This window comes from Rhizobium sp. IY2, assembly GCF_047532935.1.
Classification (GTDB): domain Bacteria; phylum Pseudomonadota; class Alphaproteobacteria; order Rhizobiales; family Rhizobiaceae; genus Rhizobium; species Rhizobium anhuiense.
Genome location: NZ_JBLKNU010000004.1, coordinates 288,488 through 303,001 on the forward strand (window position 1 = coordinate 288,488; position 14,514 = coordinate 303,001).

Sequence of the window (14,514 nt, forward strand, 5' to 3'; positions counted from 1 at the left end):
ATGAGGCACCCACGTCGAGAAACATCACCCCCATACCCCCGCATCCACGCCGGCAAAGCCCGTCATCTTCAATTCCCGCGCATTCTCCACCCCCAGCGGCTGATGTGTTGCCGCCAGCACGATGCCCCCCTTGGTCAGATGTGCGGCAATCAATTCGGCAAACAGCCGGTCAGCGCTGGCATCGAGCGCCGCTGTGGGTTCGTCGAGGATCCAGATGGGGCGGTGGGCGACGAGCAGCTTGGCGAAGGCCATCCGGCGCTGCTGGCCGGCGGAGAGATAACCGAAGGGAAGATGGGTGATTCCCGAAAGGCCGACGGCGTCGGCGGCGTCCTCGACGGAGAGGCCGGCAGCACCGCCTGGATTGCCGAGAAAGGCGCGCCAGAAGTCGAGGTTTTCTGCAACCGTAAGTTCATTCTTCATTGCGTTTCGATGACCAAGGTAGTGACTGACCTCGCCCGGATGGCGGTCTTCCCCGCCCTTTTCGTCGCGGAAGATGACAGTGCCTTTTTCCGGTCTCAGGAGGCCGGCGGCGACGCGCAGCAATGTGGATTTTCCCGATCCATTTCTTCCCGTGAGGACAAGCGCCTCGCCGGCCGCCAAGTGAAAGGAAATGTTTACGAAAATCAGATCCTCACCGCGCCTTGCAGCCAGATTTTCGGCGGTGAAATGCATGCGTCGGCTCTTTCTTGGTTTCGGCTTGCGGCGGGGTCAAAAAATGTCCGATTTTGACTGTTTTCGGGTATGGCAAGTTTTTAGGAAATTATCTATAAGACCTGCAACCACGCCAGCGGTCGGCGTGAATTTCATCCTTGCGCCGAACTTGGAGCGTCTGTTCCACGTGCGGACAGCGGAAATGGCCGTACCCGCATCCTGATGTGCATTAAGTGCATAGGCGTTCGCACGACTGTGTTGGCTATCAGAAACGGGGTCTCTCGTGTCTAAATCTCTTGACAGTTTCAATTGTCGTTCCACGCTTTCCGTGAACGGGAAGGACTATGTCTATTACAGCCTGCCCAAGGCTGAGGCAAACGGTCTGGCCGGCGTGTCGAAGCTTCCCTATTCGATGAAAGTGCTGCTCGAAAACCTGCTGCGCTTCGAAGACGGCCAGTCTGTCACCAAGCAGCACATCCTGGCCGTCGCCGAATGGCTGAACAACAAGGGTGCGGTCGAAAACGAAATCGCCTATCGCCCGGCGCGCGTGCTGATGCAGGACTTCACCGGCGTTCCCGCCGTCGTCGATCTTGCCGCGATGCGCGACGCGATGGTGTCGCTCGGCGGCGATCCCGAGAAGATCAACCCGCTCGTTCCCGTCGATCTCGTCATCGACCACTCCGTCATCGTCGACGAATTCGGAACGCCGCAGGCTTTCGCCCGTAACGTCGAGCTGGAATACCAGCGCAACGGCGAGCGCTACCGCTTCCTGAAGTGGGGCCAGCAGGCCTTCAAGAACTTCCGCGTCGTGCCTCCCGGCACCGGTATCTGTCATCAGGTCAATCTCGAATATCTCGGTCAGACCGTCTGGACCAAGGAAGAGGACGGCGAGACGATCGCCTATCCCGATACTTGCGTCGGCACCGACAGCCACACGACGATGATCAACGGTCTCGGTGTTCTCGGCTGGGGTGTGGGCGGTATCGAAGCGGAAGCGGCGATGCTCGGCCAGCCGGTCTCGATGCTGCTGCCTGAGGTCATCGGCTTCAAGCTGACCGGCAAGCTCAAGGAAGGCGTCACCGCGACCGACCTCGTTCTCACCGTCGTGCAGATGCTGCGCAAGAAGGGCGTCGTTTCGAAGTTCGTCGAATTCTTCGGCCCGGGCATGGACAACATGCCGCTCGCCGACCGTGCGACGATCGGCAATATGGGCCCGGAATACGGCGCCACCTGCGGCTTCTTCCCGGTCGACGGCGAGACGATCAACTATCTCAACATGTCCGGCCGCACCAAGGACCGTATCGCGCTCGTCGAAGCCTATTCGAAGGCGCAGGGCATGTGGCGCGAGGGCGACGGCTCCGAACTCGTCTTCACCGACACGCTGGAACTCGATCTCGGCGACGTCGTGCCGTCGATGGCCGGCCCGAAGCGTCCGGAAGGCCGCATTTCGCTGGAGAACATCGCTTCCGGTTTCGCCGGCTCGATGGACACGGACTACAAGAAGCCCGGTCAGCTTTCGAACCGCTATGCCGTCGAAGGCACGGATTTCGATCTCGGCCATGGCGACGTGGCGATCGCTGCCATCACCTCCTGCACCAACACCTCCAATCCGTCGGTCCTGATCGCTGCCGGCCTGCTTGCCCGCAACGCTGTTGCCAAGGGCCTGAAGACGAAGCCGTGGGTGAAGACCTCGCTGGCACCGGGAAGCCAGGTCGTCGGCGAATATCTCGCCAAGTCGGGCCTGCAGGCCGACCTCGACAAGCTCGGCTTCAACCTCGTCGGCTTCGGCTGCACCACCTGCATCGGCAATTCCGGTCCGCTGCCGGCGCCGATCTCGAAGACGATCAACGACAAGGGCCTCATCGTTTCCGGCGTTCTCTCCGGCAACCGCAACTTCGAAGGCCGTATCTCGCCCGACGTACAGGCGAACTATCTGGCCTCTCCGCCGCTCGTCGTCGCTTATGCGCTGGCCGGTACAGTGCAGAAGGATCTGACCAAGGAGCCGATCGGCGAGGACCAGAACGGTAATCCCGTTTACCTGAAGGACATCTGGCCGACCTCGAAGGAGGTCCAGGAGTTCATCCTGAAATACGTGACGCGCGAACTCTACGAAAGCAAATATGCCGACGTCTTCAAGGGCGACGTCAACTGGCAAGCCGTCCAGGTTCCGCCGGGCCAGACCTATGCCTGGGACGACAATTCGACCTATGTCCAGAACCCGCCTTACTTCGTCGGCATGGGCAAGAAGGGCACCGGCGTTTCCGACATCAAGGGCGCCCGCGTGCTTGGCCTGTTCGGCGACAAGATCACCACCGACCACATCTCGCCGGCCGGTTCGATCAAGGCGGCATCGCCGGCAGGCGCCTATCTGCTCGGTCACGACGTCGCCGTTGCCGACTTCAATCAGTACGGCACGCGCCGCGGCAACCATGAAGTGATGATGCGCGGCACCTTTGCCAATATCCGCATCCGCAACCACATGCTCGGCCCGAACGGCAAGGAAGGCGGTTACACCATCCACTATCCGTCGAAGGACGAAACCTCGATCTACGACGCGGCGATGCAGTACAAGCAGGAAGGCGTGCCGCTGGTCATCTTCGCCGGTGTCGAATATGGCAACGGCTCTTCGCGCGACTGGGCTGCCAAGGGCACCAACCTGCTCGGCGTCAAGGCGGTGATCGCCCAGTCCTTCGAGCGCATCCATCGTTCGAACCTAGTCGGCATGGGTATCATTCCCTTCGTCTTCGAAGAGGGCACGACCTGGCAGAGCCTCGGCCTCAAGGGTGATGAACTCGTCACCATCGAAGGTCTGGAAAAGATCAAGCCGCGCGAGAAGAAGATCGCCAAGATCACCTATGGCGACGGCACCGTGAAGGAGGTTCCGCTGCTGTCGCGTGTCGATACGCTCGACGAGGTGATCTACCTCAACAATGGCGGCATCCTGCAGACGGTTCTGCGCGATCTCGCTGCCTGATTTTCAGAGCATGATGCCGAAAAGTGTGAGCGGTTTTCGGACGACATCATGCTCTTCTTCTTTGATGTAAATCCGGATTCAGATTCATCCGGATTTAGGAGACTTGATTGATAATGGCCGCCGGAGAGCAGTTTCCGGCGGCTTTTCTGTGTGGCGACAGTATTCGGACGGGCTCACGATGATTTGTTTTCCGCAAGTTCCGGTGGAGCTCCGTCTCACCCGTTCGTGACTTTTCGTTTGGACCCGGAAGGATTATTCGTACGTTCATATGTCAGGGCCTGCGGTTCCAACATGCTGTCGGCGCTGAAAAAGAGGTGCAGGTGAATGTCCCCCCGTTTTTTGATTCCGCTGATCGCTGGCGTTGTTCTGTCAGGCCCGCTGCAGGCCGAAGACGGCACGCCGAAAGGTGTCGTTGAACTCTTCACGGCGCAGGGCTGCTCCTCCTGTCCTCCGGCTGATGCGGCTTTCCGCACGCTGGTGAATCAGGGCGATGTTATCGCGCTCGCCTATCATGTCGATTACTGGAATTATCTCGGCTGGGCCGATACGCTGAGCTCCAAGGAAAACACCGAACGGCAATATGGCTATGCCAGAACGATGGGCCGCAGCAACGTCTACACGCCGCAGGCGATCGTCAACGGACGCGGCCATCTGGCCGGCGCCGATCTCAACGGTATCAACAGCAAGATCGACACCTACAGCAGCGAAGGCAACGGGCTGACCGTTCCGATCAACGCCGCGATGCGCGGCGACGAGCTGGAGATCAAGATCGGTGCGGGACAGGGCAAGGCCAATGTCGTGATGGTCTATTTCGACAAGGAAAAGACCATCGACGTCGAAAAGGGCGAGAACAGCGGCCGGAAGCTTTCCTACCTGCACAGCGTCACCAATGTCGAAACCATCGGCATGTGGGACGGCAAGGCAACCAGTCTGACGCTGCCGGCCAGCGTGTTGCAGCGGCCGCAGCTCGAGGGCTGCGCGATCCTGCTGCAATCGGCGACCGCAGACGGCGATCCGGCTGCGATCCTCGGCGCGACCGTTGTCATGGCTGGCAAAAATATCTGAGATTTCATCCGGTTGTGGATGAAGTGCTGGGGCGGCCCGGCCGAGCGTATTCGGGGCTGGGGTTAAGGTCGATACGCTCCGCCGGGCCCTTTGGCGCGCTGGCGCCAAACTGGAATTCATAAATCTCCTGCAAATGAGGCGCTGTTTTGACTGAAATGCGGCGCTGCGGAGAAAGCGTGAGCCTATCCAGGGCATCATGCTTTCCGAATTCGGACCCAACTTTTAGAAGGCATGATGCGCAGATTCAAAGTGCCGCAGCGTCTTTGCCCGAGAGACAAGCGGCGTTGTCGTGCGGCCGAATGTGACGGCTGGCGCTCTTGCAATTTGCGGCGGCTCGGGCAAACTGTCACTCTCCTGTCACATGCGGAGGCCTTGGGAGACTGATGACAGATCAGCCGGATTTGCGACACGGCGAAAGCCGCTCCGTCGACAATAGTTCCTCAGTCGTCGTCGATCTCAGGGAATACAAGCAAAGCAAGGACCCGCTTCCGGTGACCTTCCACCGGCGCGAACTGGACGCGATCCTCTGGATCTACGGCCGCATGGTCGGTGACGGTGAATGGCGCGACTACGCCATTGATCACCTGAAGGACAGGGCGGTCTTTTCCGTCTTCAAGCGTTCCGGCGAAATGCCGCTCTTCCGCATCGAGAAAAACCCGAAGCTCGCCGCCAAGCAGGGCGCCTATTCCGTCATCAACGTCCACGGCACGATCCTGAAGCGCGGTCACGAGCTGAACCAGGTGCTGAAGGTGTTCGACAAGGCCCTGAAGCTCGTCGACAAATAAGCCGCATCAACCGGTAAACAGCGTGCCGGGATAGGCGGACGGATCCGGATCGGTCGCCATCCCCTCGCCGAGGCTGCGCTGCATCAACATCGTATCCAGCCAGCGGCCGTGCTTGTAGCCGGTGCCCCGCATCAGACCGATCTCCTCGAAGCCGGCCTTCCGGTGAAGCGCGATAGAGGCGGGGTTGGCGCCGCCGATGACGGCAGTCATCTGCCGAAAGCCGAGGCCGGTGCAGCGCTCGATCAGCTCGGCAAGCAACGCCTTGCCGACGCCCCGGCCGCGGGCCTCAGGCGCGAGGTAGATGGAGTCCTCGACCATCCAGCGATAGGCTGGACGCGTGCGAAAGGCCGAAGCATAGGCGTAGCCGAGCAGGGTTCCGTCCGTGCCGATGGCCGCGATATAGGGATATTGCTGGCTGACGATCGTCGAAAAACGCAGCGCCATCTCGGCCTCGGAAGGCGGCACGATCTCGTAGCTCGCGACGCCGTTGAGGACGGATTCGCGATAGATATCGGCAATGGCGGGGATATCGGCTTGGGAGGCATCGCGCAGGCGGAATGACATTCGGCGGCATCCATCGGGAAAAGTAAGGTTTCCTAAGACCACTCCGCGAAAGCCTGCGCAACAAAAAAGGCGGCCGAAGCCGCCTTTTCGATCTCAGTCTGCCCTGCTTATTTACGGTTGCCCATGAACTGCAGCAGGAACATAAAGAGGTTGATGAAGTCGAGATAGAGCGTCAGCGCACCCATGATCGCCTTGCGGCCGGCCACGGCAACGTCATCGGCTTCCAGGTACAGTTCCTTGATCCGCTGCGTATCGTAGGCGGTGAGGCCTGCGAAGATCAGAACGCCGAGCACGGAGATCGCGAACTGCACAGCCGACGAAGCCAGGAAGATGTTGACCAGCGAAGCGATGATCAGGCCGAACAGACCCATGATCAGGAACGAGCCCATCGCCGACAGGTCACGCTTCGTCGTGTAGCCGTAAAGCGACAGCGCGCCGAAGGAGGCGGCGGTGACGAAGAAGGTCTGAACGACGCTCTGGCCGGTGTAGATCAGAAAGATCGACGAGAGCGACAGGCCGACGAGCGCGGCGTAGACTGCAAAGGTCGTCTGGGCGGCGGCCACCGTCATGGTATGAATCCGGAAGCTCAGGAAGAACACCAGAGCCAGCGGCGCCAGAATGACCACCCACTTCAGCGGGCTCACATAGATCGCCTGACCGAAAGCGGTCAGCTCGCCATTGGCGAAGGCGAATTGGAACGACAGATATGCGGCCACACCGGTGATCGCCAGACCCAGCGCCATCAGGTTGTAGACCTTGAGCATATAAGCGCGCAGGCCTTGATCAATCATCTCGCCGGTCTGAGCGCGGCTTTGATAGTTACGGAGATCAGCCATAGTTTCCTCTTACAAGCTCCGATGGAAATACGGTGTCGGGGTTTTCGACCCGGGCGCCGCTGCGGAGCTCCAGCATGCCTGCGGATAATATGAGGCTTTCGCCCATTGCAAACAAGAGGCTTGCAGAGGCTCGGCCGGTTAAATCGCCGTAAGGTGAAGGGTTTGAGTGCCGCTGCCCGGTCAAAGCTCGCGCAAAACGGGGGCCGCCTTTTGCCCAAGTATGCGCCAAGTGCCGATCAGGCCGATGCCGACGGTGAGGACGAGCGCGGTCACAAGCGTCAACCCCGCCACGTCGGGCAGAAAGGTTGACGGCAGACGCATGATGCGGGCGACGATGAACCAGGCGGCGACGCTGCCGGCGATCAGCGCGAAGATCGCGGTCGCAAGCCCAAGGATCAGATATTCGTAGCTGAAGGCGCGGATCAGCATGGCGCGCGTGGCGCCGAGCGTCTTCAGCACCACCGCGTCGTGGGTGCGCGCCCGGTTTCCGGCAGCAAGCGCCCCGGCAAGGACGAGGATCGAGGCGATGAGGGCGACAGAGGCGGCGGCGCGGATCGCGGTCGCCAGCTGCGCGACCAGCTGGTTGACGATATCGATCGCGTCCTTGACCCGCACGCTGGTGATCGTCGGATAGGTGTTGGTGACTGATTTCAGGATTGCCGCATCTTCGGCGGGCGTCGACGAGGGATCCGTCAGCGTCGCCAGCCAGGCATGCGGAGCGCCGCGAAATGTGTTCGGCGAGAAGACCATGACGAAATTGATCGACAGCGATTCCCATTCGACGCGGCGCAGATTGGCGATCTTCGCCGTGATGTTGCGGCCGAGCACGTTGACGGTGACGGTATCGCCGATCTTCAGGCCGAGCTCATGCGCCTCTTCCGAGGAGAAGGAAACGAGCGGCTCGCCGCTGTAATCCTTGTCCCACCAGCTGCCTTCGGTGAGGGCGGCGTTCTCCGGCAGGGTCTCGGCATAGGTGATGCCGCGATCGCCGTTCAGCACCCAGCGGCCGGCCGCCGGCACGGTCAGTTTGCTGACGTCCTCGCCGTTGAAGGCGACGATCCGGCCGCGCAACATCGGCACTTCGACGAGCTTGCCCTGCGGCGCCTGCGCCTGGACGAGATCGCGGAATGCGCCGACCTCGGCGCTCTGGATATCGACGAAGAAAAAGTTCGGTGCGCCCTCGTTCATGCGGCCGGTCAGCTGCTGGCGCAGGTTGCCGTCGATCAAGGTCAGCGTCACCAGCAATGCCAGTCCGAGGCCAAGCGACAGCACGACCGAGGGCGTCAGTGCGCCGGGGCGGTGGATATTGCCGATCGCCAGCCGCAAGGCGGGTGAATTGACGCGCGGGCTGCGGCGCGCGAGCCAGGCGATCGCTGCTGCGACGAGGCGCAGGACGACGAAGGCGAAGACGATCGCACCGACGAAGACGACGGCGATGAAACGGTCATAGGCGGTCAGGATGGCAAGGCCGGCAAGAGCGGCCATGAAGACAGCGGCAAGCAGGATGTAGGGCCAAGAGGGCAGGCGGCGGGCCTCGAAGCCCTGCTCGCGGAAGAGGGCGGTCGCCGGCACTTCGCGGGCATGGCCGAGCGGCAGGATGGCGAAGGCCAGCGTCGTCAGGATACCGAAGAGCGTGGCGAGCAGCAGGGCGCCGGGATAGAGGGTCGGCATCGTGGAGACCGGCAGGAATTGCGCCAGGAACTGCGCGGCGAAGATCGGCGACAACGCGCCGATGACGAGGCCGATGAGGATGCCGCCGAGGGCGATGATGGCGATCTGGAAAAGATAGATCAGGACGACGACCTGGGCCGGGGCGCCGAGACATTTGAACGTGGCGATGGTCGTCCGCTTGGCATCGAGGAAGGCGCGCACGGCATTGGCCACGCCGACGCCGCCGACGATCAGCGCGGTGAGACCGACCAGCGTCAGGAACTGCGAGAAGCGGGTAATGTTTTCGGTGAGCGAGGGCGCTGCGCGATCGCTGGTGCGGATCGCCCAGCCGGCGGAGGGGAATTCCTTGGAGGCGCGCGCCTGGATGCCCGACATCGCGCCCTTGTCTTCCAGCCGGATCTTGTAGGCATGTTCGACCAGGCTTCCCGTCTGGATCAGCCCGGAGGCCTGGAGCGCCTGGCGGCTGACGAGCAGACGCGGCGCGAAACCGAAGCCTTCCGACAGCGCATCCGGCTCGGTTTTCACCGTGCCGGTGATGCTGAGCTTGACGTTGCCGAGCAGCAGTTCGTCGCCGACTGCAAGCCCGAGACGATCGAGAAGCAGGGGCGCTGCCACCGCACCATAGGTGCCGCCTTGGCCCGAAAGCAGCGCTGCAAGCGGATAATCCGGTTCGGCCACGAACCTGCCGTAGAGCGGGTAGCCCTCATCGACGGCCTTGACCTCGACCAGCGCCTGATCGGAGCCGTCAGGCTTGCGGGCCATCGAGCGCAGGCCCGTTGAAACCGAAACTGTGCCGAGGCTTTCGAGGAAACCCAACTCCTGAGGCGTGGCTTCGCGGTTGTTGAGTTCGAAGCGGACGTCGCCGGCCAGCAGCTCCTGCCCCTGCGAGGCGATCGTATCGGTGATCGACTGCGAGACGGAATTGACGGCGGCAATCGCGCCGGTGCCGAGCGCGATGCAGGCAAGGAAAATGTAGAAGCCGCGGATGCCGCCGCGCAACTCGCGGAGCGCCAGACGAAAAGCAAGCGAGACGCGCGGGGTGATCATTCTCATGCGATCGCCGCCTCGCTGTGGCGGGCGGCGCTGTCGCCCTCGATCCTGCCGGAGCGGACGCGGATCTGGCGTGAGCAGCGGTTTGCCAGCGCGACGTCGTGGGTGACGAGAAGCAGGGTCATGCCGCGTTCGGTCTGCTTGGAGAACAGAAGGTCGGCGATCTGGCGGCCGGTCTCGGTGTCGAGATTGCCTGTGGGTTCGTCGGCGATCAGCAGGGCGGGCGAGGGGGCGAGCGCCCTGGCGATCGCCACGCGCTGCTGCTCGCCGCCGGAAAGCTGGCCGGGATAGTGGTTCAGCCGTTCACCGAGGCCGACCGATTTCAGCTCGCGATGGGCGATCTCGAAGGCGTTGCGGACATTGGCGAGCTCGAGCGGCACGGCGACGTTTTCCAGCGCCGTCATGTTGGCGATCAGGTGGAAGGACTGGAAGACGATGCCGATGTTGCGGCCGCGGAAATCGGCGACCTCATCCTCGCTGAGACTATGGAGCGGCGTGTCGTTGATATTGATCTCGCCGCTGTCGAGTTTCTCCAGCCCGGCAAGCACCATCAGCAGGGTGGATTTGCCGGAGCCGGAAGGGCCGACGATGCCGACGGATTCGCCGGCCGCGACATCGAGATCGATGCCCTTCAGCACGTGAACGGAGGCGGCTGCGCTGCCAAGGGTCAGATCGGCGCTCTTCAACTCGATAATGGTTTTTGCCAACAGAAATCGCCCTATATAAATCCCCAACAGAATGGCCGCATAACGGCACTTCGCCAATCTAGGGAAGCCAGAATGAGATTTAAAGTTGCCGCCCTTCAATTCACCGTCATTGCCGTCTCGCTGATCTTTGCCGCTGCGGCCAATGCCCGGACGATCAACCTCGTCGGTTTTGGGGACAGTTTGATGGCGGGCTATCAATTGCCGGCCGGCGACGGCTTTCCGGAAAAGCTGCAGGCAGCCCTGAAGGCGAAGGGGCTCGACATCACCGTCGCCAATGCCGGGGTCTCCGGCGATACGACGGCAGCGGGCCTTGCGCGCATCGACTGGTCGGTGCCCGACGGCACCGACGGGGTCATTCTGGAGCTCGGCGCCAATGATGCGCTGCGCGGCATCCCGCCCGAGGAGAGCGAGAAGAATCTCGATCAGATGATTACCCGGCTAAAAGAGCGGGGGATTGCCGTGCTGCTCGCCGGCATGATGGCGCCGCCGAACATGGGGGCGGACTATGCCGCACGATTCAACCCGATCTACCAGAAACTTTCGGAAAAACATGGGCTTCCGCTCTATGCCTTCTTCCTCGACGGCGTCGCGCTGGAGGCCGGGCTGAAGCTTGAAGACGGCATGCATCCAAATGCGAAAGGCATCGACGTCATGGTCGAAAAGATGGAGCCTGCTGTCACAAATTTCGTCGAAACGATTTCTTCTGTGAAGAAATAGGGGCTTGCGCGGTTGTTGATTGCGTGATTCCGTGTGAGCACCTGCAAAAGATTCGGGGAGTGCTCGTGATGCCGAGACTGTTTACCGCCCTCGAAATTCCGCGCAATGCGGCGATGAGCCTTTCATTGCTGCGCGGTGGCCTCCCCGGAGCACGATGGATCGATGTGGAGAATTACCACATCACCCTGCGTTTCATCGGTGATGTCGACGGCCGCACGGCCGATGAAATCGTTGAACGCCTCGACCGGATCGATCGGCCGGAATTCCAGTTCCGGCTCGAAGGAATCGGTTCCTTCGGCTCGAAGAAACCGCATTCGGTCTGGGCCGGCGTTTCGCAATCGCCTGAGATGTACGCCCTGCAGGGCGAGATCGAGCGCATCTGCCAGCGAATCGGCCTGCCGCCCGATCCCCGCAAGTTCATGCCGCATGTGACGCTGGCGCGGCTCAAATCCTCGCGGCTCGACGATGTCGTGCAATATCTGGCGGGACGCGGCAACTTCCACACCGCAACTTTCACCGCGCCGCGCTTCGTGCTGCTTTCGTCGCGCGAATCGGTCGGCGGCGGGCCCTACCTCACCGAGGAAGTGTTCCCGCTGCATGAGGCCCGTTCGACGCCCAGCGTATCGAGCAGGCTGCTGCAGCCGGCCAAGAGCCTGGTGTAGACCAGCTCGAAGCCGCCCGGGCCGCCATAATAGGGATCGGGGATATCCTCTCCGGTTCCGAGCGCGGCATCCCCGAAAAGGCGGATATTCGCCCCATGCGGCGCGCTTTTTTCGAGCGCCGCCACATTGTCGCGGTCCATGGCGAGGATCAGATCGAAATCCCTGAAATCCCTCGATTGGATGCGGCGGGCGCGTTGCCCCGATATGTCGATGCCGTGGTTTTTCGCAGCGGCGATCGAACGCCGGTCGGGTGGCTCGCCTTCATGCCAGCCGCCGGTGCCGGCGGAATCGATGGTAAAATCGCCGGTCAAACCCGCTTCGGCGACGAGATGGCCAAAAATTCCTTCCGCGAGCGGAGAACGGCATATATTGCCCATGCAAACGAAGAGGATGCTGATGCGTTTCATCGGTAAACCTGTCGGACAGAGAAGAGGACCATGGCATGAAAATGGAAAGACTGGAACGGACGGCGGCCGAGGCGCAACTGGCCGGACTTGCAGGCTGGGCGCTCAATGATGCGGGTTCTTCGATCTCGAAGACGTACAAGTTCGCAAATTTCATCGAGGCTTTCGGGTTCATGACGGAGGCAGCACTTGCGGCCGAGAAGCTCAATCATCATCCCGAATGGTTCAACGTCTATTCTAGGGTGGAGGTGACGCTGAACACACATGATGCCGGCGGACTGACGGAGCTGGATTTCAAGCTCGCCAAAGCCATGGAGAAGGCTGCGGCGCGCCGTATCGTTTGACAGCGGGGCCGATTGAAAGCCGGTCCGCCATCACCATATGTTCGCTTGGACGAAAGGGATGCAGGGATGGACGAGGTTAAATTCGGGGAAATCCTGTTGCCGGGCGACGAGGACACCCAGAGCCGGCGCGAGAAGACCGTAAGGCAGAAATTCTGGCCGACCTTCCGGCGGGCCGTGCGGCAGATCCCGTTCTCGCGCGATGTGGTTGCCGGTTTCTATTGCGCGCTCGATCCGCAGACGCCGACGAAGGTGCGCGGCGTGCTGCTCGCGGCGCTCGCCTATTTTGTCATGCCGATCGACATGATCCCGGATGTTTTCGCCGTCATCGGCTTTTCCGACGACATCGCCGTGCTTTCGGCCGCCTTCGCTATGGTGCGTGGCCATATAAGGCCGGGCCATTACGAAGCGGCCGACCGCGTTCTTGCCGACCGGCCGGAAGAAGCGATGAAGACGATCTGAATCCCGTTCTAAATTAAAGAGTCAGGCGATTTCGCGTTCCAGCACCTTGCGGAGCTTGCCAAAGGCAAGCCGGATGCGCGACTTCACCGTACCGAGCGGCAGCCCGGTTGATTCGGCGATCTCCGAATGCGATTGGCCGAGGAAGAAGGCGGCGCGCAGCATGTCGCGCTGTTCCTCCGGCAACTGCCCGACGGCGGCGCGTATCCTGGCGTCGCGATCGTCATTGGCGATAATTTCCTCCGCGCCGATATCGGCGGGCGGCTGCAGGGCCGGGTCGGTCTCGTCGAAGATGCGGGTATTGGCGCGGCGTTGCATGTCGATGCGGCGGTTGCGGGCAATGCGGAAAAGCCAGGTTGAGAGCGAAGATCGCGTGGCATCATAGAGATCCGCCTTGTGCCAGAGCACGATCATGATCTCCTGGACCAGTTCCTCGGCCTCGCCTGGTGTCATCTTCTGGCGCATCAGCCAGGCCTTCAGGCGGGGTGCGAAATAGTCGAACAGGATGGAAAAGGCCTGCTGGTCGCGATCGTCCGCGACGGCCTTGGCGAGGGCAGCGAAACGCTGTCTTTCCTCGGCATCCATGTCTCCTCACAAGCCCCCTGCGGCAATAATTTCGTCCCGGATTTCCAAGTCTTAATGAGGTACAACGGATTTGGGAAAGGTCAAACTCTTGCCTGAATCTTTGTGTCTTAAATTCACCCGAACGGACGGCCAGTGCCATCGGGGCACGATGTCGCGGCCTATACCGTCAAAGGTGCGAAAATTGACACTCGAGCTGAAATGACACAGGCAGATACAAATCGCAGCTATTGTTGACCATTTGGTAACCTGAATTAAGTCAAAATAAAGCAGATCGTGATTATGCGGCGCCCGCTATGATCGCTTCGGGCCTTGAATCGCAAGAACCGGCAGGAATCCATGTTTGTAAAAAGTATCGTATCCGCTCTCGCACTCACCCTGACCATGGCCGGAGTTGCGGAAGCGCAGCAGGCCGCGCCGAACCGCATCCAGCAGTTCCAGGCATGGGGCGCCTATTCCTACAAGTCGGGCAGGAGCACCGTGTGCTACGTGTTGTCCGTTCCGACGGCAAAGCAGCCGGCAAGCGTCGATCACGGTGACAATTTCTTCATCGTCTCGCAGCGCCCCGGCCAGAACATCTCCTATGAGCCGCAGGCCATGATGGGCTATACGGTGAAGGAAAATTCAAAGATCAACGTGGTCATCGACAACAAGACCTTCGTGATGTTCACCAAGGACAAGGCCGGCTGGGTCGAGAATGCTGCCCAGGAGCCAGCCCTCGTCGCGGCGATGAAAACGGGTCATTCGATGACGGTGAATGCCGTTTCGCGCAAGGGCACCGGCACCTCCTACAGCTATTCGCTCTCGGGTATCTCGGCTGCGCTGAAGCAGATCGAAACCTGCAAATAAGCGTTTTTTTGTTCGCAGAGCTTCCAGGGCCGGCCTTGCGCCGGCCTTCGTCGTTTCCATCCAAAGCGCGGCGATCTTTCAGATCTGCCTGCCGCGCTTTAGGTCTTTGATTTCAGCATGTCGTCGTCGCAAAACCGCTGCACAGTTTTGCGCGACATGCTTGATAGTGACGCGCGGGCAAAATGATGCTAAAGGCC

The 14,514-nt window shown here is 61.1% G+C and carries 15 protein-coding genes; 8 read left to right on the forward strand and 7 right to left on the reverse strand.

Translation table 11 applies throughout. From position 1 onward, the window contains the following. Nucleotides 1-24 precede the first annotated feature (24 nt). Nucleotides 25-672, reverse strand: a complete 648-nt coding sequence (gene ccmA / locus ACMUVN_RS17140) for a heme ABC exporter ATP-binding protein CcmA (RefSeq protein ID WP_028756585.1) — start codon at nt 670-672, stop codon at nt 25-27. A gap of 262 nt (nt 673-934) precedes the next feature. On the opposite strand from ccmA, the gene acnA reads away from it, so the two are divergent. The 3 genes from acnA to ACMUVN_RS17155 all read left to right on the forward strand — a co-directional run bounded on the left by acnA (nt 935) and on the right by ACMUVN_RS17155 (nt 5,475). Next, entirely contained in the window at nt 935-3,625 is a 2,691-nt protein-coding gene (gene acnA, locus ACMUVN_RS17145) for an aconitate hydratase AcnA (RefSeq protein ID WP_168333362.1), read from the forward strand. A 324-nt stretch (nt 3,626-3,949) separates the two neighbouring features. Further along, entirely contained in the window at nt 3,950-4,690 is a 741-nt protein-coding gene (locus tag ACMUVN_RS17150) for a DUF1223 domain-containing protein (protein ID WP_028756587.1), read from the forward strand. 383 nt (nt 4,691-5,073) lie between these two features. Beyond that, a complete protein-coding gene (locus ACMUVN_RS17155; protein WP_003582910.1) occupies nt 5,074-5,475 on the forward strand; it encodes a DUF2794 domain-containing protein in 402 nt (133 codons plus the stop codon). Between the two features lie 6 nt (nt 5,476-5,481). On the opposite strand, the gene ACMUVN_RS17160 is transcribed toward ACMUVN_RS17155, so the two are convergent. The 4 genes from ACMUVN_RS17160 to ACMUVN_RS17175 form a co-directional block, all read right to left on the reverse strand. Continuing rightward, nucleotides 5,482-6,039: an N-acetyltransferase family protein gene (locus ACMUVN_RS17160; RefSeq protein ID WP_414815320.1), complete on the reverse strand. Its 558-nt coding sequence runs from the start codon at nt 6,037-6,039 to the stop codon at nt 5,482-5,484. Between the two features lie 107 nt (nt 6,040-6,146). After that, nucleotides 6,147-6,875: a Bax inhibitor-1/YccA family protein gene (locus tag ACMUVN_RS17165; protein WP_028758043.1), complete on the reverse strand. Its 729-nt coding sequence runs from the start codon at nt 6,873-6,875 to the stop codon at nt 6,147-6,149. 180 nt (nt 6,876-7,055) lie between these two features. Then, nucleotides 7,056-9,599, reverse strand: a complete 2,544-nt coding sequence (locus tag ACMUVN_RS17170; protein ID WP_414815321.1) for an ABC transporter permease — start codon at nt 9,597-9,599, stop codon at nt 7,056-7,058. Further along, nucleotides 9,596-10,303, reverse strand: coding sequence for an ABC transporter ATP-binding protein (locus ACMUVN_RS17175; RefSeq protein WP_047615632.1), 708 nt, complete (start codon nt 10,301-10,303; stop codon nt 9,596-9,598). Before ACMUVN_RS17175 ends, ACMUVN_RS17170 begins: the two co-directional genes overlap by 4 nt. Before the next feature lie 72 nt (nt 10,304-10,375). On the opposite strand from ACMUVN_RS17175, the gene ACMUVN_RS17180 reads away from it, so the two are divergent. Beyond that, entirely contained in the window at nt 10,376-11,020 is a 645-nt protein-coding gene (locus ACMUVN_RS17180; RefSeq protein ID WP_132574341.1) for an arylesterase, read from the forward strand. Between the two features lie 68 nt (nt 11,021-11,088). After that, nucleotides 11,089-11,682 (forward strand): RNA 2',3'-cyclic phosphodiesterase, encoded by a 594-nt coding sequence (thpR, locus tag ACMUVN_RS17185; RefSeq protein ID WP_028756593.1) that lies wholly within the window; start codon nt 11,089-11,091, stop codon nt 11,680-11,682. Here thpR and ACMUVN_RS17190 read toward each other — a convergent pair. Continuing rightward, nucleotides 11,589-12,089 carry a low molecular weight protein-tyrosine-phosphatase gene (locus ACMUVN_RS17190; RefSeq protein WP_080759901.1) on the reverse strand — a complete coding sequence of 167 codons (501 nt, stop codon included), beginning with the start codon at nt 12,087-12,089 and terminating at the stop codon, nt 11,589-11,591. The two genes, thpR and ACMUVN_RS17190, sit on opposite strands and share 94 nt — an antisense overlap. Nucleotides 12,090-12,124: 35 nt before the next feature. Here ACMUVN_RS17190 and ACMUVN_RS17195 point away from each other — a divergent pair, with 35 nt between their 5' ends. After that, complete coding sequence (locus tag ACMUVN_RS17195) at nt 12,125-12,430, forward strand: 4a-hydroxytetrahydrobiopterin dehydratase (protein WP_028756595.1); 306 nt, start codon at nt 12,125-12,127, stop codon at nt 12,428-12,430. Nucleotides 12,431-12,496: 66 nt separating this feature from the next. Continuing rightward, nucleotides 12,497-12,889, forward strand: a complete 393-nt coding sequence (locus ACMUVN_RS17200) for a YkvA family protein (RefSeq protein ID WP_018072065.1) — start codon at nt 12,497-12,499, stop codon at nt 12,887-12,889. Nucleotides 12,890-12,910: 21 nt separating this feature from the next. Here the strand turns inward: ACMUVN_RS17200 and ACMUVN_RS17205 are convergent, their stop codons facing one another. Then, nucleotides 12,911-13,471, reverse strand: a complete 561-nt coding sequence (locus ACMUVN_RS17205; RefSeq protein WP_028756597.1) for a sigma-70 family RNA polymerase sigma factor — start codon at nt 13,469-13,471, stop codon at nt 12,911-12,913. Between the two features lie 336 nt (nt 13,472-13,807). Here ACMUVN_RS17205 and ACMUVN_RS17210 point away from each other — a divergent pair, with 336 nt between their 5' ends. Further along, nucleotides 13,808-14,317, forward strand: a complete 510-nt coding sequence (locus ACMUVN_RS17210; RefSeq protein WP_414815322.1) for an invasion associated locus B family protein — start codon at nt 13,808-13,810, stop codon at nt 14,315-14,317. Nucleotides 14,318-14,514: the final 197 nt, after the last annotated feature.

Coding starts and splice junctions, on each gene's coding strand:
- ccmA (WP_028756585.1), bottom strand. CDS start 672: ATGCATTTCACCGCCGAAAATCTGGCTGCAAGGCGCGGTGAGGATCTG.
- ACMUVN_RS17150 (WP_028756587.1), top strand. CDS start 3,950: ATGTCCCCCCGTTTTTTGATTCCGCTGATCGCTGGCGTTGTTCTGTCA.
- ACMUVN_RS17155 (WP_003582910.1), top strand. CDS start 5,074: ATGACAGATCAGCCGGATTTGCGACACGGCGAAAGCCGCTCCGTCGAC.
- ACMUVN_RS17160 (WP_414815320.1), bottom strand. CDS start 6,039: ATGTCATTCCGCCTGCGCGATGCCTCCCAAGCCGATATCCCCGCCATT.
- ACMUVN_RS17165 (WP_028758043.1), bottom strand. CDS start 6,875: ATGGCTGATCTCCGTAACTATCAAAGCCGCGCTCAGACCGGCGAGATG.
- ACMUVN_RS17170 (WP_414815321.1), bottom strand. CDS start 9,599: ATGAGAATGATCACCCCGCGCGTCTCGCTTGCTTTTCGTCTGGCGCTC.
- ACMUVN_RS17180 (WP_132574341.1), top strand. CDS start 10,376: ATGAGATTTAAAGTTGCCGCCCTTCAATTCACCGTCATTGCCGTCTCG.
- thpR (WP_028756593.1), top strand. CDS start 11,089: ATGCCGAGACTGTTTACCGCCCTCGAAATTCCGCGCAATGCGGCGATG.
- ACMUVN_RS17190 (WP_080759901.1), bottom strand. CDS start 12,089: ATGAAACGCATCAGCATCCTCTTCGTTTGCATGGGCAATATATGCCGT.
- ACMUVN_RS17195 (WP_028756595.1), top strand. CDS start 12,125: ATGAAAATGGAAAGACTGGAACGGACGGCGGCCGAGGCGCAACTGGCC.
- ACMUVN_RS17200 (WP_018072065.1), top strand. CDS start 12,497: ATGGACGAGGTTAAATTCGGGGAAATCCTGTTGCCGGGCGACGAGGAC.
- ACMUVN_RS17205 (WP_028756597.1), bottom strand. CDS start 13,471: ATGGATGCCGAGGAAAGACAGCGTTTCGCTGCCCTCGCCAAGGCCGTC.
- ACMUVN_RS17210 (WP_414815322.1), top strand. CDS start 13,808: ATGTTTGTAAAAAGTATCGTATCCGCTCTCGCACTCACCCTGACCATG.